This is a genomic window from Chryseobacterium sp. CS3K3.1 (assembly GCF_059515165.1).
In genome coordinates, this window is the sequence record NZ_JCAKRV010000022.1 from 54,723 (window position 1) to 81,110 (window position 26,388).

Consider the following 26,388-nt stretch of genomic DNA (forward strand, 5'->3'; position numbering starts at 1 on the left):
GGATAAAGCCTAAAGATTATCAACAACAGAGCTTACCATTTGACAATAAAAGTCTCCAATAGCTATTATTCAAAAAAAACAGCTCATATCAAATGCAAAAACTTAGAGTGAAAATTTCACTCTAAGTTTTCTATTTCTAGTTGTTAAGAACGCAGTAATTACCATACACGGATTATAATAAGAAAATACGTCTCCATTTTGTAACAGTATTTCGGCTTAATTTAAAATGTCTGGCGAGCTGGCTGTTATTTAGTTTATGTTTTTTTTGATAGGCAAGTATTTCAAAAATAGTCTCTTTATCATAAGATTTGAATTTTTGGTTCTCGGATAACCTGTCAACAAAAATAATATTATTAACTTTCAAAACATCAGATAAAGACATGGATTCTTTTGACAGATATCGCTTTACATTTTCCCATTTATCAGGGCATTTGGACTTGATGAAATCATGATAAATCTTTTTATAATCAGGGCCTGTATTTATTATCTGTATTTGCTTATCCATTTATTTAATGTTGACTTGGGAATTCCGTAGTGATTAATGATTTCCTTAGTAGTTCTTTGTTTATTTTCTAAAAGTTCCATCATATAGTCTATGATTTCCCTGGTATATAAACTTTTGCGGAACTGAGGCAGTTTTGATTGTACTCCGTTTTTATTTTGGCTGGCAATGGGAGCGTATAATATTAAATGATGGGAATAGAGACGAAAAAAGTCATATTTTAATAATTTTGACCATTTAAGAAGTATCTCCACATCCAATGATTTCTTAGAATACATTTCCAGAATCTCATTTTCTGTTGAATGTAAGAATCTGCAGATCCTGTTCATAGTAATATCCTGTTCATTGACAAGTTCATATACCAAAGCACCGATATGAATGTCTTTCAAATTTTCCATCTTAAACTAATTTATCTGTATTCAAAAAGCAATTTTTTTATAAGAAGTAAGTTCCTGTTCTATCTTTCATTAAATTGTTGGATATATCTTTTAAAAGCTGATTGACTTCATTCTCACTACAAAACGTGATATCAATATTTTTTCTTAATATTCTTCCTGAAGAATTCAAAAAAAGAAGGATTAAGTATTTTCTAAAAGTCTGTTCCTTTATTTCAATTCTTACAATTTTCTTTTGCGCCGTTTCTAAAACAAAACTTTTTCCTCTGTTTGAAGGCCATTGATAGCTTTTGATGGAAATCATCTTTCCGGAATGCTCATATTCGAATATAAACCGGTTCTTTAAGAATCCATATACGAGTACCAGCAAAGTCATCAAAGAAAAAATTTTTAAAGTAAGGATGTATTTCAAATACATGAGAATACCAATGCACAAAAAAAGCAGTGCCAACGCAGCTAAGTGAACAGTCATATAATGATCTACTCTTTTTTTATTATTTATTTTCATCACTCTTTAATTATCAAAATTGTGTCTATTATTATTTATTTTCTCTGACCTAGCAGCCGTGCTAACAAAAAACTTTATATTATAATTTTAATCATACTTAATTTTCTATTTACATTCATTCACTTATTACTCCTCTTTTGTTTTTTAAGACAAACAGACTTCATTCATAATTTAATCAGTCAAAACATATTATTTCTTTTAAAATCATAAATAAAAAAATCTCAGTTTAGTGAAATATATACAGAATTTTGTTTAAAAAATTTGAGAATTTATTTAACTTTCAGCTGTTAAAGAAAGCATTAAAATCAACGACGCAAATATCTGATAATCTTATAAAAACGTAAAATAATCCATGTAAAAATAGATTAGCAATATTGTAATTTTTAATTGTATATCATGTAGTTTTTAAATGACATTTAATTCTTTCAACAATGATTTATTTTTACTACATTTATAATTATTCAATCTAATAAAAACACAAATGCATCAACTCCCTTTACTGTCTCGTACAGCACTTATAGTGTTACTATTATTCTGGATACAACTTTGTGATGGCCAGCAGGCAGCTTCTGTATGGTATGACACGGATAACGGCCTTCCCCAGAATAGTGTAAAAGATATTATGAAAGATAAATACGGATTTATATGGCTGAGTACAGAAAACGGGTTAGTGCGCTATGATGGATATAATTTTGTTGCCTATAATCATCTTAATCTTAAAAACAACAGATTTACTTCTTTTTTTGGAAGTATCGAAAAAGATTCCATTTATAATTCTACAGCTTATACTGAAAATATTGTTGTAGTGTCCAAAAGAAATGTGAGTGCTTTCCATCATATGAACAGCTACACTAAAAAAATACTGAATGAAAGCAGGTTATATGGATTATTTGTAAAAAACGGAACTCCTGAAAAAATAGATCATAAAAACTTCTTCCTTTATTTTGACAAAAAGAACTCCTATCATCTGTTTAATAATGGAACTATACAGTATAATGATAAAAAGACCGCATCAATAAAGGAGCTGCATAAGCATTATATCGCCGATACTTTTTGTTTTGGACAAGATATTTTTATTATCCACAAGAAATTAAAAAAAATCATTAAAATTTCGTCCGGGCAAGCCAGTTATTTAAGTGCTTCAGAGATTTTCTTCCGGAAACATGTCAAAGTATACTGGAGCCAAATCAACAATCAATGTTTTATCTTTCATCATAATTCATTGTATAAGGTCTCCTATCAAAACAATGAGATCGGATTAAAAAAAATGATAGACTATAATCTCAATGAGAATTCTTTAGCATCTGTTTATCATGATGAGGTTAATAATAAATTATATCTTGGAACATTATCGGACGGGTTAAATGTAGTAAAGTTTAATAATTTTCGTGTAGCCAACCGGTCAAACAAATCTTATGAAAATATTTTTTATTCTATACTTCCTTTTGAAAATGATAAAGTAATTACTTCATCAGGAGATGTATACAATAAGGACGGGCTGGTAAAACAGTATTATTTTAACACTACAAGCAAATATTTTTTATTTTATGATTCACAAAAAAATATTTTTGTTCAAAATGGTATTTCACTGCTTCGTTTTTTCAAAAATTCCGGTTATTCAGAACATGAATCCTTATATTTTACAAAAACAGCACCTTATGTTTTCAATGTCAATCACTGCTATGCTATCACGTTTCACCTGCCTTCATTACAATCAAAACTTTGCTTTTATAAAGATTCTGTTTTCAAAAAGCCGTTTTTACAATTTTCAATTCCCAATATCGTTACATCGGTTCAGGAGCTGAGTAATGATCAATGGCTGGTAGGAACCAGGGATGCTTTGTATTCGATTAAAGGTCCATCATTTATTCTTAAAAAGATTTCTTCCGATCCGTTACATGTAAGAGAAATTACCAAAACAAAGGATGGAAATTTTTGGATCATGACTCAGGGAAATGGCTTCTTTCTATATAAAAAAGGCCAGCTCATTAAAATGCCTGAAGATAAAAACGGACATCTTTCATTTTCGCACACCATTCTGGAAGACAAAAACGGTTTTCTCTGGATCAGTACCAATAATGGTTTATTCAAGGTACTGAAAAATAACCTGATGCAGTATTCTCAAAACAATAAAATCTCACCTAACTATTACCGGTACAGCAAAGAAGACGGCTTTAATACCAATGAATTCAACGGAGGATGCTCTCCAGGTGCTGCAGCCCTTCCCAATGGATATTTTGTATTTCCTTCCATCAAAGGGCTGGTATTTTTTGATCCTGAAAAAATAAAAAGCTATTACCCTAACAACTTTTTTTTGGAAAGGGTTATATTTTATGATTCCAAAAGCACTATAAAAAGACAGAATATTAATCTGGAAAACAATTTTTATAAAGCGGTTATTTTAGTAGATGTTCCCTATTATGCTAACAGGGCTAATCTCGTTATCGAAGGAAAGCTGAAAGGTTCTAAGAACGAAAAATGGGAAAGGATAAGCAGTGATGGCAAATATTACATCTCAAACCTGGAGCCGGGCCAATATCAGCTTATGGTGAGGGTATTGACCTCACCAAAAGGAAAATACATCTATAAAACCATTAATATTAATGTAAAATACCTGTTTCATCAAACCCTTATCTTTAAGTTCTTTATCCTTTTATTATTGTCTCTTATTGCATTTACATTCTTTAAAATATGGATAAAAAGACAGAAACAGAAAAAAAGAAAACTTGAAAGAATTATTGCTATCAGAACCCGGAAACTGTCACAGACAGTTTCAAAACTGGAATACACCAAGGAACAGCTCCGAAAAGAGAGTGTACAGCAGAAAAAACTATTGGAAACAATAAGCCATGACATCATTACACCCGTAAAATATTTATCTATTACAGCCCAAAAGCTGTATGAGACAGACGAACATGACCGCTATATACAAAAGAAATATTTCGAAAGCTTCTACACCTCTTCTTTAGAGTTTTACAATTTCGTGAAAACGCTGAAGGAATATGCCGAAATTTATAATATTTCTGAAAAAAATGAAATCTATAATATTTACGAGGTGGTAGAAACTAAAAAAGCCCTTTTTGAAGGCGCGGCCAAAGAACAAAATACTCTTATTATCAACAATATTAAAAATCCGACTTATTCGAAAAACAATCAGAATGTGATCGCTGTTATCATTCATAATCTCATAGATAATGCGGTTAAAAATACCACTAATGGAGTTATAGAACTTTCTACTATTGAAGATAGCAGGACCTTTTTTCTGGAGGTGAAAGATACGGGTAAAGGAATGAGCAGAGAACAGATGAACTATTATGTGAAAATTCAGGATAATATTGAAAATGAAAAGCTTGTTTTACAAAAATACAGTTTAGGATTACATCTTATCCTCCAGCTGCTTATGATGATTAATGGTAAAATTGAATTTAAAAATAATATCCCCAACGGAACAATCGTATCAATTAAAATAAAAAAACAAAGAGATGACTAAAAAAATTATTATTGCCGATGATCACTTCGTAGTAAGATTAGGCACTACCCTGATTTTGGAATCCCACTACAAAGATGTAAAAGTTTCCTGTGCAGAATCCTATAGGGATCTCACAGAAAGATTATATGCAGAGCCTTTTGACCTGCTGATTCTGGATATCAATATGCCAGAAAGCAAATATTTGAGCATGATCGGTGAAATAAAATCGATACAGCCCAATCTTAAAATCCTTGTTTTTTCGGTATATGACAATGATATTGCCGTACAATATATCATTGAAGGTGCTGATGGATATATTAATAAATTATCAGATGAAAATAATATCCTGGAAGCTGTTCAGCAAATTTTTGACACCGGAACTTATTATTCCCCGGATATTGTAAAAAAACTCGTTTCATCTGCCAAAAAGGACACTCCCATCAACCCCCTTGAAATATTATCAGAAAGGGAAAAGGAAATATTTGACCTGCTGGTGAAAGGATATGGAAATATTGAAATATCCAACGAACTCAATCTTCACCTTTCTACCGTGAGTACTTATAAAGCAAGAGTTTATAAAAAACTCAACATTAAAAACACTGTTGATCTGGTACGGTTAGGAGATAAAAACCAGACCCACAAACCTAAATAAGCTCCCGATAGGTAATGATCCCAAAGAAAGATCAGCTGAAGGATATATTGAGCAGATAAAAAAAAGAGGCTGTCTCAAAAGTACCCCCTCTCTCGGACTCCTGCCTGACAACTTTTGTCATTTAGGAAATTCTCAGAGCGTTAATTTACCTTTTGAGACAGCCTCTTTTTTTTATTGTATTTTAATAACTTACACAATACAGGGATAGTATCTTTTTTTATATTCTTTCAGAATAGTAAAATAGTAAGACAATTGCATTGCTATTTTTTTGATTTAATTTTCTTTTGTAATTTTTGAGTCAAGGTAAATAGCTTATTAATTTGTTCTTTTTGCAAGTCAATTTGTTTTTGCTGTTCTATGACATGTAAATACAATTCTTCTACTTTTTCCAGCGTTTGGGTTGATAATCGGGTAATATCAAAAGAATATCCATCTTTTGTTTTCTCTAACTCTTTAATAGAAGTTACCCCAGGTAAATGCTTATTATCCTGAATAAACTTTTCTGTCTCATAAATAGTTGAGAATTTATAATTTGAATTAATATTTGAGACCCCGTTAAAATACTTATCAAATACATAATCCGGATAAGTGACTGTTGTTGTTGCAATACTTCCATTTACTTTTAATTTCACCCCTGGGGTAAAGGTTGTACTGGCATATCCAACACCAACATTTGCGGCAAAAAAAGAATTTCCATCCGGTGCAATACGGAGTTGTTCACTACCAGAATCTCCGCCGACAGGTGTTGTAATAAATAAAATACCACTGGGCACCGAAGTATAAGCTGTTCCTATTGATAAACTTGTACTGTTTCCTGCAGCCTTGATTTGTGCTGCTGAGTTGGTATCTGTAAAAATATGCATACTTGGATTGCCTCCATTCGTTAAGGATATTGTTGCTCTGGTACCAGATCCGGAATCCTGGATAATACCAAGGCCTACACTATTATTAATGGTTGTCGTTTGTTGATTCACAAATTTCAGATCCTTTCCATTTTGGGAAACCGTTCTGTTATTGGTAAGAGTACCATCTGCATTATAAATATTATTATAGATCAGTTTTCGCCATACCGTACCATCAAAATAATAATACCCAATCCCATCAATATTCACTCTTGGCCCGCTATTATCACCCGTTGAGATATCTGTAATAAATATCAATGCTCCTTTTTGGTCTGCTCCATAAAGAGCATCTCCTTTAGCAGAAAGCTGTGCCCGAGTAAGTCGTGGTGCCTGAAGTCCGTCAGGATCAGCAGCGCCCAGTTTTCCATTGACATCCAATGTGGAGTTAGGAGTTGAAGTATTAATACCTACACCTGCCGTCTGTGCAAAAACGCCAGCAGAAGTTACCAACAGGGTTACTGTTAATAAAGTTGTTACATTTTTTTTCATTGTTTTTATATTAGTGTTTAAATTTTTTCTGAAGTGGATCATACGAGATAAGCCGGCACATATGACTCTTATGTCAACTTGTGCGCTATCAGTATAAAAAAGAAATATCTGTTTGCTTAAAAGATAGAATAGAAAAGGCTTTTTGCTTAAGTATGAACAAAAAGAATAAAATTTTTACAGAGGCTTTATAACCTTAGATAAATGTATTGTTTTATAGGATTTTTTTCTACTTTCTGAAGTTTAAATATATTTTATTATTATTCCATTTGCATTTTTATCATTATTGATTGCACAATTCTTATATCTTAGAATTGAACCGTTTATTTTAATGATGGTACAAATTTAATATATGAGATCTAAAAAGCTGAACTACTTTATGTAAAAACAAATCGTCACTTGTGTAGTATTACATCTTGTTTATGTAGTTTAAAATTTACAAATATCTGTAAATGCTTCCAATATAAATAAACTGACAACCGATGCCATACTGCCCGCCCCGCTGATGATATAATGCAGAAGAAAACGAATACCAGGATTTTCATTCGTCCTGGATAAAAATAAGCTTACGCAAACAATTCACCATCGTCTCAGGCTTCTCATTACATACACTTTTCTTTCAGAAACTCTCTTTCTGTCAAAAGTTCTATTATCAATAGATCACATTTACTATTTTTTATAAAATAGAAATGAAAATTTAAAACACTTACTGAAGACTGACAATTAAAATTGCATTATATGTAGTTTTATAACTACAGGTTTAAAAAACGCTTATAGAGAACATTTATGTACTTTTGCAAAAGCTATGTAATTAATATTATATTGACAAAAATAATAGAGCGTTACTATCAAATTTTTAAGGGACTCTCCCCTTTAAATATAAAAATCAGCTAATTATTCTTCTGATATTGATTGATTTTATTTTATGACCAGTGTCATTTATTTTATCAGAGTATCAAAAACTATTCAACAGAATATCAAAACAGATAAGTACAGAACATTAAAGAATACAAAGTTTACCAAGTATTTGATTAATATCTGCAGCTTACTCTGAAAGCCTTAGAAATTGATGTAATGATTATTTTAAATGTAAAAGCATCTGGTTTTAAAATGACCCTCAACATTTCTACCTGCTTTTAAAATTGCTGATTCTTACAATTTTATACCATGAATACTTTATAATGACAAGTATTAAAAATGTTTTATAAACAACTTATATTTCTGTTTTTCATCAGTATACAGCTGTATTACAGCCAGCAGCCGGCTTCGGTTTGGTATGATACAGATAAAGGACTTCCTCAGAATAGTGTAAAGGATATTACCAGGGATAAGTATGGATTTATCTGGATCAGCACAGAAAATGGATTGGTACGTTATGACGGAAATAATTTTGTCACCTATAATCATCTTAATTTTAAAAATAACAGATTCACTTCTTTTTTTGGAAACGCAAAGAAAGATACTATTTATATTACAACCGCTTTTGATGAGAATATCGCGTTGATATCTAAAAGAAATGTGAGTATCCTGAGCCACCAGCAGGGCTGCCTTCAAAGAGTATTACGGGAAAGCAGATCGAACCTTATTTTTACCAAGAATACAATAGACGATAAGTTTGAAGATGAAGATTTCTTTATTTATTTTGGTAAAAACAACTATTATCATTTGTTGCATGACGGAACAATACAATACAGGAATAACAAAATTAAAACGCTGAACAATCTTTGTAAAAACTATATCTCAGATACATTTTGTTTTGACAAGACGATTTTTATCATTTGCAGATCTTTAAAAAAAATAATCAAAGTTTCTGCAAACCGGATTACTTACCTTGATGCACCTGAAGTATTTTTTAAGAATGATACAAAGGTTTACTGGAGCCAGATCAACAATCAATCTTTTATTATCCAGAATCATACATTGTACAGAATACATTATGAGTGTAATAGCTTTAGTTTAAAAAAATTAACAGATTATGACCTTAATAAAAATTCCCTATCTTCCATTTATCATGACGAAGTGAACAATAAGCTGTACCTTGGTACATTATCCGACGGATTGAATGTCATAAAATTCAACAATTTTCATGTTTCCAACAAATCAGATAAATCTTATGAAAATATATTTTATTCAATACTTCCTTTTGGAAATGATAAAGTAATAAATTCCTTAGGTGATGTATACAATGAAACCGGACTGGTAAAAAGGTATCATTTTAACACAACCAATCATTTTTTTTTGCTGTATGATACTGAACAGAATATTCTTGTTCAGCGCAGATCAGGCTTGGTACGTTTTTTTAAACAGTCTGATTATTCTAAAAGAGAAAATCTTGCTTTTAAAAATGAGCCCTCCCGTGCCTGGAAACTGAGAAATTATTGTATTGTAACGGTTCACAAGCCTATTTTAAAATCTACTCTTTCCTTTTATAAGGATTCCTGCTTTAAAAATCCTTTTTTGCAGTTTTCAATTCCCAATATCGTTACATCGGTTCAAGAGTTGAGTAATGATCAATGGCTGGTAGGAACCAGGGATGCTTTGTATTCAATAGAAGGTCCATTATTTATTCCAAAAAAAATTTCTTCCGATCCGTTACATGTAAGAGAAATTACCAAAACAAAGGATCGGAATCTTTGGATCATGACCCAGGGAAATGGCTTCTTTCTATATAAAAAAGGCCAGCTCATTAAAATGCCTGAAGATAAAAACGGATATCTGTTATTTTCGCACACCATTCTGGAAGACAAAAAAGGGTTTCTCTGGATCAGCACCAACAATGGCTTATTTAAGGTACTGAAAAGCAGCCTGCTGCAGTATTCCAAAGACAAAAAAACGTTGCCCAGCTATTACCGGTACAGTAAAGAAGACGGCTTTAATACCAATGAGTTCAACGGAGGATGCTCTCCGGGAGCTGCAGCCCTTCCCAATGGAAATTTTGTATTTCCCTCCATCAAAGGGCTGGTATTTTTTGATCCTGAAAAAATAAGAAGCTATTACCCTAACAACTTTTTTTTGGAAAGGGTTATATTTTATGATTCCAAAAGCAGTATAAACGGACAGAATATTAATCTGGAAAACAATTTTTATAAAGCGGTTATTTTAGTAGATGTTCCTTATTACGCTAACAGGGCTAATCTCGTTATCGAAGGAAAGCTGAACGGTTGTAAGAATGAAAAATGGGAAAGGGTTGGCAGTGATGGCAAATATTATATCTCAAACCTGGAGCCGGGCCAATATCAGCTTATGGTGAGGGTATTGACCTCACCGAAAGGGAAATATATCTATAAAACCATTAATATTAATGTAAAACACCTGTTTTATCAGACTCTTATTTTTAAATTCCTTGTTATTCTAGTAGTAGTCCTTATTGTATTTACTCTCATTAAAATAAGAATAAAAAGGCAGGAACAGAAAAAAAGAGAACTTGAAGAAATTATCGCCATAAGAACCCGGAAGCTATCACAGACAGTTTCAAAACTGGAATATACGAAGGAGCAGCTCCGAAAAGAGAGTATACAGCAGAAAAAACTATTGGAGACGATAAGCCATGACATCATTACTCCCATAAAGTTTTTATCCATTACAGCCCAAAAGCTTTATGAGACAGACGAGCACGACCATTATATACAAAAGAAACATTTTGAAAGTTTCTACAAATCTTCTGTAGAGTTTTACAATTTCGTGAAAACCCTGAAGGAATATGCAGAGATTTATAACGTCTGTGAAAAAAATGAGCAGTATAACGTCTACGAAGTTGTGGAAGCTAAAAAAGCTCTTTTTGAAGGTGCGGCCAAAGAACAAAACACTCTTATTATCAACAATATTAAAAATCCGACTTATTCGAAAAACAATCAGAATGTGATTGCTGTTATCATTCATAATCTCATAGACAATGCCATTAAAAATACCACCAATGGAGTCATAAAACTTTCTACCACGGAAGATTGCAGGACCTTTTTTCTGGAGGTAAAAGATACAGGTAAAGGAATGAGCAGTGAGCAGATGAACTATTATGAAAAACTGCAGGATAATATTGAAAATGAAAAGCTGGTTTTACAAAAATACAGTTTAGGATTACATCTTATTCTTCAGCTGCTTATGATGATCAATGGTAAAATTGAGTTCAAAAACAATATTCCTAAAGGAACTGTTGTGTCCATTAAAATTAAAAAAAAATATGACTAGAAAAATTATTATTGCCGACGATCACTTCGTAGTAAGATTAGGCACTACTCTGATTTTAGAATCACACTACAAAGACGTAAAAATTTCATATGCTGAATCCTACACGGAGCTCTCGGATAAGTTATATGCTGAACAATTCGACCTGCTAATTCTGGATATCAATATGCCGGAAAGCAAATATTTGAGCATGATCGGTGAAATAAAATCGATACAGCCCAATCTTAAAATCCTGGTTTTTTCAGTGTATGACAATGATATTGCCGTACAATATGTCATTGAAGGTGCTGATGGGTATATTAATAAATTATCGGATGAAAATAATATCCTGGAAGCTGTTGAGCAAATTTTTGAAACCGGAACTTATTATTCCCCGGAAATTGTAAAAAAACTCGTTTCATCTGCCAAAAAGGACACTCCCATCAACCCCCTTGAAATATTATCAGAAAGGGAAAAGGAAATATTTAACCTGTTGGTGAAAGGGTATGGGAATATTGAAATATCCAACGAACTCAATCTTCATCTTTCTACGGTGAGCACGTATAAGGCAAGAATTTACAAGAAACTGAATATAAAAAACACCGTTGATCTGGTCCGGTTGGGAGACAGAAATCAGGCCTATAAAAAATAACCAATTGTATTTGTTTTAAACATGATGTGGGACTTTTAACAACCTTAAATCATTAAAAACCACAATAAAAACCGTCAAACATGTCATTAAATAACTACATCTCTCATCACTTTTTAAGCGAAATTATTGTATAGCTTTGCTTCAGGAAATGAACCTTTATGAGCATGAGACAAAATGATAAAAATATACTAATCTATAACCTGGATGTAAGGTTTCAAATAGGCATTCATTCTATTTAGCTGCCTGTATTTTTACGATGATACAGGATTAAGATGGGCTCATTGAGCCCATCTTTTTTATTCTACCCAAAATCAAAACTACTTGTAAGGCTATTTATAACTGCATTGATGTGGTTTAATATCTACAATTTATATTTCTTATTCCTAAGCTATTTCAATAGCTTTGTCAAATATTAAATTGTTTATGTATACTTTACTGTTAATACTCAAAGTAAATAAAAGTTAGAAGGACTTCTTTAAGTATAAAAAATATATCCACATGGTCAATTTCCGATTTTTAATACTATTGCATTATTCATAATACTAAATTTCATCATTTAAGCCTTATGGTATTGAAGTCGGAATAAGCCGGGAAACTTTTTAAGGATATAGTGTATTATTAGTATGTAAGTGTACAATGAAAGATGGGCGTTCTGCCCATCTTTCTTTTTAATCCCGTACCAACATATCCACCCTATATTCAATTCACTAAAAAACATGACAATCCTGCCCATTAATATCTTCATAAGAGTAGTTTAATCTTTACGACTATCTTTTTTTATCCCATCATTAAGCAGCTAAATTTGTCACCAGTTAAAGAATTATATTATGAAAAAAATTATGATTTCAATGGCTTTTGCTGCCACTCTATTTGTTTCATGTCACAATGAAAACCTTGAAACAAGTTCTTCTGCTAACAAAGGTGTCGTAACCAATAATGGCAGTATGTACAAAATTTCAGAATTACCATTAATACCAGAGTTTGCAAAGCCTATTGAAAAAGAAGGAGAAGTAAGAAAGTTCGCCCTTATCAAGAATGATGGTACAAAACTCAATTTTGAACTTATAAGCAACAAAGCGACTCTTTTTGGGAGAATGAGAACCTTTATTGGAACAGTGAATACAAGGGGACAAAATAAAGAAAAAGCCATTATGATTGTTGGTAAAAATGGTTTTGATTTATTTTATACGGATCAGAATCAGGATTATAGACTGAAGGGTAATCAAGACCTCAATATTGGTTTGCAAAAAGGAAATCTGGGAATCAATCCTAATCACAGAAAACAGTTTCTGGCTTTGGCTCAGAAAAAAGGATTAGACGGAGGTCATTTATTACACGAAGCGAATAAAAAACCTGTAGATGATGATAAACGCTATGAGATAGCAGTGGAAAAGTCAAACTATTATTCCTTAATTAATGTAACAGCTACCTTACAGAAAAAAGGTTCAGGTAAAAATTATGGAAAATGTAATGTAAATTCTTTTCCCTTTACCCCTTCTGAAAAATCATATAGCAAAAATTCAGGGTCTTTGCGTTCGTACAATATTGAGATCGCATTTATTGAAAGTGGCTTTGATTTTGATTCATCTTACGCAGCTCTCTTAACCTCACTTAAATCAGTAGATTTAGGATTTGAAAAAATCTTGCCGAATGTTACCCAATATCCAGGACGTCCTAATAATCCAGATTTCCCATTATCTGTAGAAGATGAATTGAATTATAACAATGCATTTTCTAAAGTATATAGCGCAAGTGAACAATTAAATAAACTTACAAATTGGATTGAAACTACAAAACCTCATAGCCCGGGAAAAGTAGTTCGGGTTGCTTTATATGAAAGTACATGGGATTCTTCTACATGGGGATTAGGTACTTTAGGCCTCGCATGGCTAAACCAATATAGATATAGTGGCAGTATTCAAAATAGTGGTCGTAAACGTTCATCATTGATAGTCTGTGATGATTATAGTACTACCTTAGCACATGAATGTGGCCATAACTTAGGAGCTACACATGTAGAAAGCAGCTCTGACGTGATGTATAAAAATGCCAATTATATCCATTCGCATTATGATGCAACCAACATTTCGAACATAAAAGGATCACTTACCTATTAATATCATATACGATACGACAGGATATAATCCGAACTTTATAAATAGTACATTGCAAAAAAGGATGAGCAGTTTTGTTCATCCTTTTTAATTTAACAATAACTAAATCTTGCTTATAATAAGATAATAATTCAAGAGGTTTGCAAAACTTAATTCACTACAAAGCATCAATAATAATGTTTGCCAAAGCTCTAGTTTAGAAGGCAAGCTTACGATATAAACAGTATTTTTTGTAAGTCCTTGTGAAAGGCCAGCTTTTTGTTCCTTTTTCTTCTTCATCTCTACCTAGAAAAGTTTAATTTTTTCAGACTCGACATTTCCGGTTTCCCTACCCTATTTCTTACCCATTATTCTAATTTTTGAGTTGATGTCAACAGATACAATTTTATTGCTTTACAACCCTATTAACTTTGTCAATTCCTTTAATTTATAACTACAAATATGTAGGTTTAAATGGACATAAAATATATGGGCCTCTTCCCTCAAAAAAATAAATTTGTGTATACATAAACACATAGGATAGAAATACCTATCCGGTAATTTAATTTTCCTAATTATGATAGATCGAATAGTAATTTTAGGAGACAGTATGTCTGACTTCGGTATTAAAAAGAATACCATTATGGGTATGGTAGCAAGGGCTGCCGGTGCGATGCGTGTGAATGCGGTGGGACGTTTCAGCGACACAAAAAACTGGGCTGACTACATGTGGGAATGGTCTGGTGGTGAGAGTTTGATAGATGGTAAGGATAAGAAACAAGCTGATGCCTTAACGGCGAAACATATGTCCCTGAAAGAGTCAAATCATGGGAGCCCTGATAACAGATTATCATTCGTCAACTATGCAGTAGGCGGTGCAGTAGTGAATGAAAGGGAAAAACTGGCACACAAATTAGCACTGACAACTATACTGGAGCAAAAAGAAAAATATTTCAAAGAATTGGACAATGAGACGTCTAAAGCTAAAAATACGTTGCATATCGTCTGGATTGGTCTGAACGATACTGTTACCGATGGTAAAGACGCTTCGAAAATGAAGGCAATCGTTGATCAGATCAAAGGTATGACTGATGAAATTCGAGCTCGCGTTGCTAAGGACGGTGGCAAAGCCTATTTTATGGTGGTTAATAATCCTGCTCCTGAAGAAGCTGTGCGTTACACCCATGCAGATAAAGACCCTAAATTACGTGCAACAGTAGATAAGGCACAGGAAGCTACTTTGGAGTTTAACAAGCATCTCAAAGAAGCATTTCCCAATAAATATGATGATACGATGGTGGTTGATATGTATGAAGCACTTAAAACCAACTTGTATAATTTACGTCTCATAAAAGCAGCACAGCACCGCGGAAGAAAAGTACAATTCAACAAGCCGGAGGACAATATGGATACTTCACTTGCGAATACCCTGAAAGAATTTAAAGAAATATATAAGGATAAAGGAGGTAATGAAATATTTAATGAAATCCAGCCGCTTCTGGATAAAGCACATAAAAGTGATAATGAGATTAGACTTCACAGGGAAGTTGGTGATTTAATCATTAAGAAAATGGCTGAAGGTCACAAATCTGCTGAAAAGCTTGAAAGCATAAAGGCTGTTAAAAATGCATTAATGGCTACCGGAACATATCCGAGTCAGATCGAATTTGTAACAAAGTATTACCAGCAAATCAGACCCGAAAAACATCAGGCAGATATTGCGAAACTTCGCGGAGAACTTGACAAGGTATTTTCTGAGAATCTTGTCAAACAGCTAGATGATAATGTAAACATCTCCAACACAGGATTATATGATACAGTTGGTTCTATATTGAATGACGGACTCAATAAAGGAGGGCAGAACAGAGATAACAGTACTTTCAGAAAATTATTAGATAATGTTACCGCTAATAATCTTGGATTTGTAGCGACATCGGATGGGGCCCATCCTACTCAGGCAGCTTATAAAGCGATTGCTTTAACTATGGCCTCCCATCTTAATCAAGGCTTTTCTGTTTTGCCAAGTCCCGATTTTATAAAGAATGCACAGGATGCACTGGTTGAGGCTGAGATTTTTGAAAAAAAGGTAAATATTCCACTTAGCCGATCAAATGATATATCAGCTTATACCACTCCTACTGTGAAGGCAGATCCAAAGGCGGTTCTCGCTTCTGAAACGCTAAAACAGCAGCAGCAAAAGGAAATAAAACAAGAAAAGCCTAATACTAAGACGCATCATACCAGCCTTTAAAGTAAAAACGGAAGCGATCTGAGATATTAATTAACTGTTAGGTAAAGTTTACAACGCTATTATAATACAAGTATACTTAGGATTTAGGTCTTACATGTCATGAATACGTTGTAAACTTTTACAGTTATTCAATAAAAACAACAATCAGTTTTTTACAACTTTAATATATATAACATGCCTCAAAGAGAAGCCGAAGAATTACACAAACGTCTGGAAAAAGAAGCCCATGCTCATGCGCAACAGAAAAATTTGAATGAGAATACTGATTTAAAAAATGAAAACGAAAAAAAGGATATCCCACCAACAGAAGAGTCCCGGAAACGAAGAGGCTTCCTCAATTCTGTCTCCAAAAACGCTTCTTTCATTAAGAAATCCTTAAAATATTCTGCGATTGGACTGGCTGCAGGATTTGCACTTGGATTATTTTTTCCACCATTAGGAATAGCTGTCATGGCCATTTCTGCAATAGCCGGCAGCATCGCTATAGGTACGAAAATAACGCACAGTTTTAATAATTCAAAATCAGATAAAAGTTATACTCAAGAGAATACTGAAACAAAGGCTGAAATACTTCGTGAGATTGTCCGGGAATTAATGGAAGAAAAGTTATCCAAGGATAAGGAGGAGATTAAACAGCATGATAAAAAGAATGGTATTGAGGATAATTTGAAACAGGATATTGAAAGATTAACAGGCGGCCCGGAAAGGAAAACAGAAAATACAACAGGAAATGGTATAGAGAATAGAATGGTCCGTGACCAAAAACTACCTTTTGATACTAATGCAAAGAACGTAGGCACCGGTAATCGTAGAAAATCTGCAACACATACTGATGAATCCAGACTAGCAATGTTTACTAAGCCATTAAACAGACTTAATCCTGATATAAAACAACATGCTCAAGCTTCAAAGCCCAAAGTACAGCAGGAAACGCAAAGCATCAGTAAAAATATGGGAATGAGACGAAATACATTATAATGTCTGTAATAATTTATCTTTCCAAACCTTGGAGAAAGTGAAAATGTAAGGAATGTATCTTACAGACCGAATAATTGAAAAGTTATTCCGGAAAAATTTGAGCTTTGAACACTCAAATTTTTCCGGAATTTTACTGCTTAAGCCTTGTGCAAAACAGATAAGAATTTGGATTGATCCGTATCTTTATAGTTCTTTATTCTGGATGTAATATTGTTCTCCGATATAGTTCCATAAAGTGGTATTTATAGGTCTTAATATATTGTTGCACGTGTTGGAAGCACTTTCTCTGAGTACAATGATGGCTGCGTGTTTTGACAGTGAATCACCGGATTCGATCACTTTCAGCAGATCTGAGGTAATCTCTCTATTGACAAATCCTTCCATCAACCGCCATATCTCCGGGGATACTGTTTTTCTCTCAGACCATCTTTCGTGAATATATCCGGTGGTGATGAAAGCCAGCTGTTCGTTTTTACGCAGATCCAGATTGATGATCTGGTAAAGCGGGCGCCCCATCAACAATGCTTTAAGAACCAACTGATTCCAGGATTGCTGAGACAGGTATCTGGCGGCAAAAGGATTTAAGAGAGCTATAGCATCAAAAACAGAAGTAATATTGGTCCTGATGCCCTCTTCAACGAGTGGTACAAACTCATACGCATTTTCAAGGAAGAAAATTCCTTTGTATATACTAATCAGTTCACTGATATCTGCTGACTGCGTAAGCTTTTTTACTATAGCTATATTCTGATCTTCAGGAACACAAACCATCAATAAACATTGGCAGAATTGCTGAAGGTTCCAACGGCCGGAGGTAAGGCCCGGATAAAGCTGCTCAAGGGTAATTTTTTCAGATGGACTCCATTCTGGTGAAACGGATGGAATTACCTGGGAAATCCGTCTGAAGTTCTGAAAGAAAAGAGTTTCATTTTCAAATAGCATCACCGTTTTCATCCAATCCATCTGGTTTTTTGAAAGCCTTGTTTGGATCAGTGAATATATTAGCTCGCTGGAATTATTTTTAAAAACGTTCTCTGTCATCTCAGTGGTGCTTTTGGATTGTATATAATGGATCATGCGTTGACCTTTCAATTAAAACTAAATACATTTCTTTCAGATTTATATTTTCCCTTTTATTTACCAAAGACTTTGCCTGGTAAACCTCTCAAAACGGAACCTGCCTTATTACTAAATTTATTACCAGATTCAGGATCTACCAGAAGATTCGCGAATTGCGGAACTTTTAATATCATAAATATCATTACAAGCTGAAGAGCAACAGAAAGGAGAACATTAGTAAATTCTGTACTTCCAATAGGTAAAAGAACAATCATCACTTTCAAAATCGTTAATATGGGCTCCCACAGCAGGATAGAAAGGAAACCAAAGAACCATGTCTTCAGAATTCTTTCATTAGATATAATAAGTGAAAACGGTAAAACAAAAATTCCTAAAACATAATAGACAAATATCATCAGTAATTGTCTCAATAATATATAGGCTCCAACACAAGAAGCAACAAGATAAACAAGAATATGGAAAAATTCTAAAAAAGGATTGACCTGCAATACATCATACACCCCATTTCCATCTGCTCCTTTTGACTGCACATGTGATATTCCCTTTTGAAAGAGGTTTTCAAACTCAGCAGGACTACGCCCTGTCACTTTATAAGCCCCATGTTTTACTATATCTGATAAAATATCCACGGTATCAAATAATAACAATTTGACCAAAGGAATGTATAATGTAATCACCATGAGAGTAAGAATGGGTCTTAAAAGCGTTTCCCGTCCAATCTTTTCATCCGGATCCGACATGGCTTTCATTACTTTATACCCAACATAAACAAAGGTAAATGTAACAGCTATGAGAAGAACATACGGTCTCGACTCAGTAATAAATAGGTCAAAATTGGTTTTAAGAATTTTCCTATAGTCATTTAGAACTTGATTTATTGTCATTTACTTTATATTTTTAATCATCACTGATTTTTATATTTTGCTAATCTTATTAGAAATTATTTAATTAAGACCTTATTGATTACCGACAGGGATTGGAGGTCTTTCTTTATAGACAAAACAGTGGCTCTGATTTTCAAAATCCTTGTTAAAAGTTTTCCAAAAACAGTATAAAACTGCCCTAAACCTCCGGAGAGAAGTCCTGATGCCAGATATCCTTTATAGTCACTTTCAGCTTCCTCTAAATATCTGTTTTCAATGGCCAGTTCTTCAGATTTCTTTCCGAGGGAATGTTTAATAAATAACGGATTGTATTTAATGATACTGATCACCTTTCTGAGATCTTTTATATCTGTTTTGGTTGTTTCAATCGTAGCTATAGAAGCAGCAGCAAGCGCAAGGCTTTGTACACTTTTGATGCTCTTTTTGTCATCAATCTCTTTTTCCAGCTTGATGAGCTTTTCAAACAACTCATTCTGTTGGTCTTTTAAAATAATTTCTGCTGCTAATCCTGCAATAATTCCCGTTTTGGTTATAGCAACGGTTTTATCCTTAATATCAAAGGCATATGTCTGTGCCTTAAAAAAACCAATGCTAAAAAGAAGCAGCAATGCGGATATTGGTTTAATATGTTTCATCTTCCAGTGTTACTCTTATTACTTTATCTAAGGCCTGCTGAATGAAACGCAGTCTTTCTCCTTCGGGAATATAGTTGCTGGTATCCAGATAATTGGTAATATTTTTTTTCTCGGCATCAAATTTCTTCTTGAATCTTCTTCTTACCAAAGCATTGGAAAGTTTACCACTCGAAAGCGGGGAAACTGCCACGATCGGATATTTATCTTTTATATAATCATAACTTGTTCCGGATAAAAATTTCAGTATATCGTCTTTCTTTGAAGTTAAACCAGATGATATCCGGGTAAGTTCCTGATTAGGTTCTATATAAATATCTTTTGTCCTTTTCAGAATACCCGTTTTTCCTACGGCATATATCAAATTTAGCTTTCTGTGGGCTGAGGCCATATCTTTGTAATACTTCTTTGACAGAACATCATTAGCAGCCCAGGGTACAGGGATATCAATCGTCACAAGCTGAGCTTTGGGAAATACAGATAATAAGAATACCCCTACGAGAAATACCTTACCACTGAATGATTTGAAATTAATATACAGTATATTCATGACTTAAAAATTTAGATTAACTATTTAGTAAACTGCCGGACTATTTTCCTCTTCAACGTACTCTCCTTGATATTATCTTCTACCCTATCAAGCTGCCGGTTAATCGCAGACAACGATGTTCTCAGGTCTTCATACAGGTTAAATTTTTCTCCCAAAATGACCGCTTTTTCACCATTTAAGAAATTGGCAGACATATTCTCAATCTGGCTGTCTGCTGACTGCAGATACACCTTATTTTCTTTCTTTTTTGAATAATACAGGAAAGAAAGCTTTTCATTATCCTGTCTGAGTTTTAGGGATCTGTCCTGGACATTATTGATAATACTATTTACCGTAAACAGCCAGGTAATACCAACATAATATGGAAGTCTTTTTCTATACTCTTTTAAAAAATCTTCAGTTCTTTTCTCTGTTGTTTCTTCCCTTCCCTTCAAAGCATATTTTTCTATAATAATCCCAACTGAGCCAATATTAGACGGGACGTCTGAAATCGGACCAATAGGATTATTGGCAAAAGGCTGAGAATAAGCTCTTATTGAAGCAAATAATAACAGTACTATCAGAAACCTGTACATATTGAAATAAATTTATATTTGATAAAAACTAGAATATAATCTCAAGCTTCTTGATGAATTTGATAAGATCCGGATGACTTTGTACCAGAAGTACCAAAGCAGGCAAAGCCATCACTCCAATAACTTCCTTGTCATTTTTAGAATATACTCTTACCAACTGATCCCGGATTCTGTAAATTTCCTGTCTTTCGGCGGCCTTTATTTTTGAGGCATCCACATTCTGGATAGAAAGAAGCGCAGCTTTATTTAATGCTAACGATTGTAAATAATCTTTCTTAACATTGGTTATATAAGGAAGTGTTTTAAACTGGTTCAATAGTACAGGTCCTATCCCTAAAATTCCGGTCTTTACAGATTTAATCGTACTATTTTGTTTATCAAATTGAGCTGACTTTTTATAATTCCTTTCTAAAAATTCTTCATCATTCTTAATCATTTCTTCCAGGTAATTATTTTGCAGCTTTAGCTGTATAGCTCTTGCCGCGGTATGTCCAGCAATTTCTTTAAGCTTTTTCCTTGTATCTGAATCGGTATTATTCAAATGGATAGCAAAATGTACAAACTGAGCTGAAAACAGCTGAAATGTAAAAAAACACAAAATGGTTAATACTCTCATAATACTGTGTTGTTAAAATTTATGATATAGGTGTAAATATTTGATATTATTTGGGTATCAGGCCTAACCTGTAGAATAAATTACTTTGTTCTGCTTCATATTTCATCTCTTCCAGCTCCTGAATCAGAAAATTTAAAGTACTCATAAATCCTGCATCCAGCTTTTCCCTGTTTCCGCGGTTGATCTTTATCCCTACTCCAGCTATAAAGGCATCTTCCAATATGCTGTTCGCAGCTTTAATATATGCCAGTTTCTTTCTGCACTTGCTTTTCTTAATGGGATTAAAATAAGGATTGCAAACCTTGGAGTACTTAGAAAAGTTGATGAGGTCTTTTTTAGAAATGGTAGTCCTGGCCGCATTTTCGACTTCATTGATGGCCTCAATTTTAAGCAGTTCATCCCGGCTTTTTTTGGTCGCTTTTTCATAGTCATCAGTGGCATTATTTTCTAAATACCTTACCCCCAGACCTATGGGATCAATGTATGGCAACTGTCCTTTATATTGTAATGAAAAAAACAGCAATAGCAGAATCAGGTATTTCATAACTGAATACGTTAAATATCTTTATATATACTCGGGAAATAGAAGTTTCTTTCTGGGAATACGGATATTGACGCTTCTGCCACCGGCATGCTCTCCTACTTCCAGGCTCAGTATCTCATCTTCATTCAATGTAAATTTGTCAAAGATGAAGGTCAGAACCCTTGTTTCCCCCAGTTTAATATTTCGCTGCTCTCCACAGGATTTTACAGGCGTCAGTATTCTTTCCTGATAGACATAATCTTTCTTCGCAGCATTATTTTTCTTAAGTTTTGATCTGAAAAGAATCTGGTCTATATCCAACGTGATTTTAGACGTATTATAAATTTCTACGCGCAAGACAATTTTATTCTGAAAGTTCCTGTAATAGATTCCGTTTAAAGTAAGGTTCAATCCATCTTGAGTATCTTTAATTTTTACTGTGGAAGGCGCACTTTCAGAAAGCATACACAATTCCTGAAGATCTTGTGCTGTCCTTTCTTCCTTTTCAATTTTGTAAATATTTTCCTTTGCAAAATAATCTATTGTGGTAATGGTTTCAATCGCTTTATACGTTGTGATATCCGGATTTCTGTTATATTCCATATCAATAGAATAATAGCTTCCTTTACCATTAATCACGGTAAGGTTCGCCTGCCGGCTCTTTAAGTCTTCCAACTCTTCACCGGTATGCTTTAATTTGAGCATATTCCCAATGGTATCTGCAACGAAATAAGCAGATCCCACATCCACATATTTTATTTTTTCATCAAAAATAATGTGTGTGGTTTTCACATCTGAAACGTCAATGGCCTGGCGCTGAGATAAAGGTTCCAGTATTTCCTGGGCAAAAGAGACCTGAGAACATATAAAAAATAGAATAAATAATATAACGTGTTTTTTCATTTCTTTTGAGAATTTAAATCAATAAAATCATTAATAGCCACCGACATGTTTCCTTTGGCTTCGTATATTCCGCGGATTACTTTGTTTTCATCAGCATTGGAAGAATAACAGGCATATCTTTCGGGAGATACTTTTACTTTATATACATTAGACATACTTCCTACTTTAACATACACCTCACCTTTATCTGTAGAATAAAGCTTTTGAAGATCAGATTCACTCAGTGACAAATATTTGGAAAACTTATCTTTGGATGCCATTTTCTTTTTATGGGAAAGCATAATCAGGGTATCTGTATTATTCACCATGGCAGGTCCGGCAGCTGTATCCAGGATATCTTCCAGATCCTGGGTTGCAATGGCTACTTCTCCATAAAATTTACGAACGGTCTTGTATAAATACTTGATAAACTCTGCCATCTCTCCTTTGGAAATAGGCTTCCAGCACTCGTCTATAAATATTGATTTTTTTACTCCCGGGATCTTTTGTATCTTAGTCATCACCAGATTAATACACAACATGGTAACTAAAGGGAACAATGTCGGGTGATCTTTGATATTGTCCATTTCAAATACAATAAAACGCTCGTGAATCAGATTGGCTGGTTCTGCTGCATTGAGTATATCTTTATAATGTCCGTCGTAAAAATCTCTAAGTGAGAGTTTAAAGCTGACCTTGTCAAAATAAGTTGATTCTTCTTCAACAGCCGAATTTTCTGAGATAAACTCATAGAAAGTAGACATACTAGGAAAAACATCATTTTTAACGACATGCTCGTAATAAAGATCCAGATAGGTGGACAATATCTGTTTTTCTTCTCTTGAAGCTCCTTCTTCTCCTTTCCATAAGAAAAAGATCAGTGACAGGAGAAACGTTTTCTTATCTATATTAATTTCATCTTCATCATAGTAATAGAAAGGATTAAACTGTAAAGGTGAGTTTAAGTCATAGGTAAAGTAAACTCCTTCCACCAGTTCACATAACTTTTTATAGGAGTTTCCGATATCTATCATCACGATATGGTGGCCCTGCTCATAATACTGACTCGCAATGTGATTGATCAAAAATGATTTTCCGGTTCCGGAAGGTCCGAAAATCAATCTGTTTCGGTTCACGATGATTCCTTTTTTAACGGGCTCGTCCCATAAGTCAAGACGTAACGGAGATCCGTTTTTACGGTCACAGAAAAGAATTCCATCTTTATTGCTTTCGTAATAGGATTCAAAATTCAGCAATGAGGAAGTCTGCTCGGATATCCCGATAAATTTATGATTCTCCGAAATATAGGCTGGCGCTCCGGGACAATTGTTCATATATAATTCATTGAGCGCATACTTCACCTGATAAGGTGTAATTCCCAGATCTCTGAAGGCGTTTTCCAGTAAGTTTACATCATGTTCCAGTTTCTTTTGCGAAACATTCCAGACGATTACACTGAAATGCTGATAAACAAACGTCAGTTCTCTTTCCAGTACATCTTCTACAAGATCTTCCACCTGAGAATAAGTAACCTGATTTTCTCTTGAAAGGATCGCCATACTTTTAAACTGATTCATTTTGGTCTTCAGGGAAGAAAAAACTTTTTCGGAATCTTCAATAAAAATCACCTGGTTGTAGATATGGTTTACATCCAGCCCTGTAGATACCGGCTGTATAAAAGGAATTCTGAAATCGGTTTTTGGGGTAGAATATTCAATACTTTTGATGGTACTGTTAATGGTAATAGGAAGCTGATTATTGGAAGAGATAGTATACAGTTCTGCGAATTTATTTCCTACCTGTAAGTTCTTATCAAAAAACATGTCCCTCAGATTGGTCTCTCCTTCTTTCGAAAGAGACAAATATTTTCCTAACAGCGCTATAATCTGATTATTATTCAACCTTTCTACTGCAAAAAAACCTTCTTTCGTTAAAAATGAGAGACTTGATTCTACAGCCTTGATAAAATCATCTATTCCATCTAAATATTTATTATACTGGCTGGAATTATTAAGTATGCTTACTTTACTTTTGGAGTCCTTTATGATGGTGAGATAACACTCGTGGCTCATTGTTGGCTTTTCATGGAAAAACCTGTTATCACTTGCTGATAAAAAATTAGGGCTGTCCGACACCTGCTCTTTGATAGAGTCTACAAAAAAGAAATCCTGTTTCTGCAATATTGTTCCGGCGGGTAAAGATCTGATTACTTTGTCAAAAATAACACTGATCTGCTCAATCTGGTCACTATCAAGCGAATATATCTGAGGGAGCATCACTTTATACACTAAGCCGACATCTCCTTTTTTACTAATTAACAAATCATTGTCTACCGCTAATATGTTAAAAGCCTTTTTGATATCTATATCTTTCATAATCTTAGGAAATAATTTGTATTTTACTTCTACAATAAGAACGCTCTAATTAAAACCAGAGCCATTATTTGAGGATCTTATATTGATCCATAACTGGTATTTTTTAGGTAAGAACACTCTCCTTTTCTCAAAAACTTCTTTGCTTATTTCTTTTCCTGCTGATAAAATGGCCAGGTTTTTAGCCTCCTTTAAATCTATCCCGGTATTGGTACCACCACCTAAAATAGAACCGCCGGCATTGGTTCCTCTTTGAATGGCATAATCAAAAACATCCTTCGATACTGTTGAAGGGATTTTAAGCCACGAATGATTATTCACCTGAATACCCTGTCTTCCGTCATAGTCATAAACGCTAAAGTTTAACTGGAACAGAACATTATCTTTTTTATAACTTTCAATATCAATATTAATCCGGTCTTCCCCTAAGGATATTCTTCCATAGATAATTGAATTCTTTGGAATTAGCAGTCCGCCCGGGACATCTGTAAGCCTCATATCTTCTTTTATTCTTATAGGAATGATATTTTTATCTAATATCCTCTTCTGCTCTATAGTTTCTGAAGGAATCAGCTGTAAAATTTTCTTGTTATTTCCGGCTGTTGTTCCCTGGAAAAAATTCTTTTGATCCCGAACATCGTTTTTAACCAGCTCCTTTTTACTTTCCCTGTTTTTGGGAATATCACCGGAATCCAGAGCATTACGGGAGGCAGCCCCTTCCGTTAATCCTGCACGGATCTTATCCTGCAGCGCAAATATTTTGTTAAGGCTGTTTTCAGAACCAGATGCATAGTCGGAGCCATATCCTGAGCTATACCCGGAACCGGAAGAGTAGCTTCTTCCCGGTGAAGAGATGTTGGATAAAGCTTTCATATAGCTTTCCTGCCTTTTGGCATAATCATTTTCTTCCGTTTTGCCGCTAAAATTCTGAAACTGTTCCTGCAATAATTTTTCATCTTCAGGCAGTTCTGTATCTATACCATACTTTCCGTCTTTTGAAAAGTACTTTTTTAGATCTCTTTCATCCTGATTATAAATTTCTAATTTTGATTTTTCTTCAAGCTGTTTCTCATCTACATTAGGAGTTACAATCAACTTATCATCAGACTCCTTTATTTTTGGGAACAGGATCAGGCTCATCATCAAAGTAAGAGTACCTAATGCAGCCACAAAAACAACCCCAATAATGATCTTTTTTTTCTTGTCAAGATTTGCAAACATATTT

Annotated in this window: 21 protein-coding genes; 7 read left to right on the top strand and 14 right to left on the bottom strand. The window is 33.8% G+C overall.

The genetic code is table 11. From position 1 onward, the window contains the following. Positions 1-172: 172 nt before the first annotated feature. The 3 genes from AC5YGI_RS18545 to AC5YGI_RS18555 are packed head-to-tail and all read right to left on the bottom strand — an operon-like array spanning position 173 to position 1,405. A complete protein-coding gene (locus AC5YGI_RS18545) occupies positions 173-505 on the bottom strand; it encodes a helix-turn-helix domain-containing protein (RefSeq protein ID WP_446105599.1) in 333 nt (110 codons plus the stop codon). Beyond that, positions 484-900, bottom strand: a complete 417-nt coding sequence (locus AC5YGI_RS18550) for a helix-turn-helix domain-containing protein (protein ID WP_496169206.1) — start codon at positions 898-900, stop codon at positions 484-486. The genes AC5YGI_RS18545 and AC5YGI_RS18550 overlap by 22 nt, the downstream gene beginning before the upstream one ends. A 37-nt stretch (positions 901-937) precedes the next feature. After that, a complete protein-coding gene (locus AC5YGI_RS18555; protein WP_496169208.1) occupies positions 938-1,405 on the bottom strand; it encodes a hypothetical protein in 468 nt (155 codons plus the stop codon). Between the two features lie 481 nt (positions 1,406-1,886). On the opposite strand from AC5YGI_RS18555, the gene AC5YGI_RS18560 reads away from it, so the two are divergent. Both AC5YGI_RS18560 and AC5YGI_RS18565 read left to right on the top strand, forming a co-directional pair. After that, positions 1,887-4,895, top strand: a complete 3,009-nt coding sequence (locus AC5YGI_RS18560; RefSeq protein WP_496169209.1) for a ligand-binding sensor domain-containing protein — start codon at positions 1,887-1,889, stop codon at positions 4,893-4,895. After that, complete coding sequence (locus AC5YGI_RS18565; protein WP_330746720.1) at positions 4,888-5,526, top strand: response regulator transcription factor; 639 nt, start codon at positions 4,888-4,890, stop codon at positions 5,524-5,526. The genes AC5YGI_RS18560 and AC5YGI_RS18565 overlap by 8 nt, the downstream gene beginning before the upstream one ends. Before the next feature lie 260 nt (positions 5,527-5,786). Here AC5YGI_RS18565 and AC5YGI_RS18570 read toward each other — a convergent pair whose 3' ends face one another. Beyond that, positions 5,787-6,917: a phage tail-like protein gene (locus tag AC5YGI_RS18570; RefSeq protein ID WP_330746721.1), complete on the bottom strand. Its 1,131-nt coding sequence runs from the start codon at positions 6,915-6,917 to the stop codon at positions 5,787-5,789. Positions 6,918-8,111: 1,194 nt separating this feature from the next. On the opposite strand from AC5YGI_RS18570, the gene AC5YGI_RS18575 reads away from it, so the two are divergent. From AC5YGI_RS18575 to AC5YGI_RS18595, 5 genes are all read left to right on the top strand, one after another. Beyond that, a complete protein-coding gene (locus tag AC5YGI_RS18575; RefSeq protein WP_330746722.1) occupies positions 8,112-11,099 on the top strand; it encodes a ligand-binding sensor domain-containing protein in 2,988 nt (995 codons plus the stop codon). After that, positions 11,092-11,727 (top strand): response regulator transcription factor, encoded by a 636-nt coding sequence (locus tag AC5YGI_RS18580; RefSeq protein ID WP_330746723.1) that lies wholly within the window; start codon positions 11,092-11,094, stop codon positions 11,725-11,727. The genes AC5YGI_RS18575 and AC5YGI_RS18580 overlap by 8 nt, the downstream gene beginning before the upstream one ends. Before the next feature lie 827 nt (positions 11,728-12,554). Next, on the top strand, positions 12,555-13,844 hold the full coding sequence (locus AC5YGI_RS18585) for a reprolysin-like metallopeptidase (protein ID WP_496169211.1): 1,290 nt from the start codon (positions 12,555-12,557) through the stop codon (positions 13,842-13,844). Between the two features lie 553 nt (positions 13,845-14,397). Beyond that, positions 14,398-16,071 (top strand): SGNH/GDSL hydrolase family protein, encoded by a 1,674-nt coding sequence (locus AC5YGI_RS18590; RefSeq protein WP_330746726.1) that lies wholly within the window; start codon positions 14,398-14,400, stop codon positions 16,069-16,071. A 174-nt stretch (positions 16,072-16,245) separates the two neighbouring features. Then, the gene (locus AC5YGI_RS18595) at positions 16,246-17,049 is read left to right on the top strand and encodes a hypothetical protein (RefSeq protein WP_330746727.1); all 804 of its coding nucleotides are present in this window, start codon (positions 16,246-16,248) and stop codon (positions 17,047-17,049) included. Positions 17,050-17,232: 183 nt separating this feature from the next. Here the strand turns inward: AC5YGI_RS18595 and AC5YGI_RS18600 are convergent, their stop codons facing one another. The 10 genes from AC5YGI_RS18600 to traM form a co-directional block, all read right to left on the bottom strand. Continuing rightward, the gene (locus AC5YGI_RS18600) at positions 17,233-18,090 is read right to left on the bottom strand and encodes an EboA domain-containing protein (protein ID WP_330746728.1); all 858 of its coding nucleotides are present in this window, start codon (positions 18,088-18,090) and stop codon (positions 17,233-17,235) included. Between the two features lie 92 nt (positions 18,091-18,182). Next, positions 18,183-19,013, bottom strand: coding sequence for a hypothetical protein (locus AC5YGI_RS18605; protein ID WP_330746729.1), 831 nt, complete (start codon positions 19,011-19,013; stop codon positions 18,183-18,185). Positions 19,014-19,069: 56 nt separating this feature from the next. Beyond that, entirely contained in the window at positions 19,070-19,648 is a 579-nt protein-coding gene (locus tag AC5YGI_RS18610; RefSeq protein WP_496169213.1) for a hypothetical protein, read from the bottom strand. Next, positions 19,635-20,195 carry a hypothetical protein gene (locus AC5YGI_RS18615; protein WP_446105588.1) on the bottom strand — a complete coding sequence of 187 codons (561 nt, stop codon included), beginning with the start codon at positions 20,193-20,195 and terminating at the stop codon, positions 19,635-19,637. The genes AC5YGI_RS18610 and AC5YGI_RS18615 overlap by 14 nt, the downstream gene beginning before the upstream one ends. A 20-nt stretch (positions 20,196-20,215) precedes the next feature. Then, entirely contained in the window at positions 20,216-20,770 is a 555-nt protein-coding gene (locus AC5YGI_RS18620) for a hypothetical protein (protein WP_330746732.1), read from the bottom strand. A 28-nt stretch (positions 20,771-20,798) separates the two neighbouring features. Continuing rightward, complete coding sequence (locus AC5YGI_RS18625) at positions 20,799-21,386, bottom strand: hypothetical protein (RefSeq protein ID WP_330746733.1); 588 nt, start codon at positions 21,384-21,386, stop codon at positions 20,799-20,801. A gap of 46 nt (positions 21,387-21,432) precedes the next feature. Further along, a complete protein-coding gene (locus AC5YGI_RS18630; protein ID WP_496169214.1) occupies positions 21,433-21,930 on the bottom strand; it encodes a hypothetical protein in 498 nt (165 codons plus the stop codon). Between the two features lie 21 nt (positions 21,931-21,951). Further along, a complete protein-coding gene (locus tag AC5YGI_RS18635) occupies positions 21,952-22,812 on the bottom strand; it encodes a DUF4138 domain-containing protein (RefSeq protein ID WP_496169216.1) in 861 nt (286 codons plus the stop codon). Next, positions 22,809-25,166, bottom strand: coding sequence for a TraG family conjugative transposon ATPase (locus tag AC5YGI_RS18640; protein WP_496169217.1), 2,358 nt, complete (start codon positions 25,164-25,166; stop codon positions 22,809-22,811). Before AC5YGI_RS18640 ends, AC5YGI_RS18635 begins: the two co-directional genes overlap by 4 nt. Before the next feature lie 45 nt (positions 25,167-25,211). Next, a complete protein-coding gene (gene traM / locus AC5YGI_RS18645; RefSeq protein WP_496169218.1) occupies positions 25,212-26,384 on the bottom strand; it encodes a conjugative transposon protein TraM in 1,173 nt (390 codons plus the stop codon). Positions 26,385-26,388 lie beyond the last annotated feature (4 nt).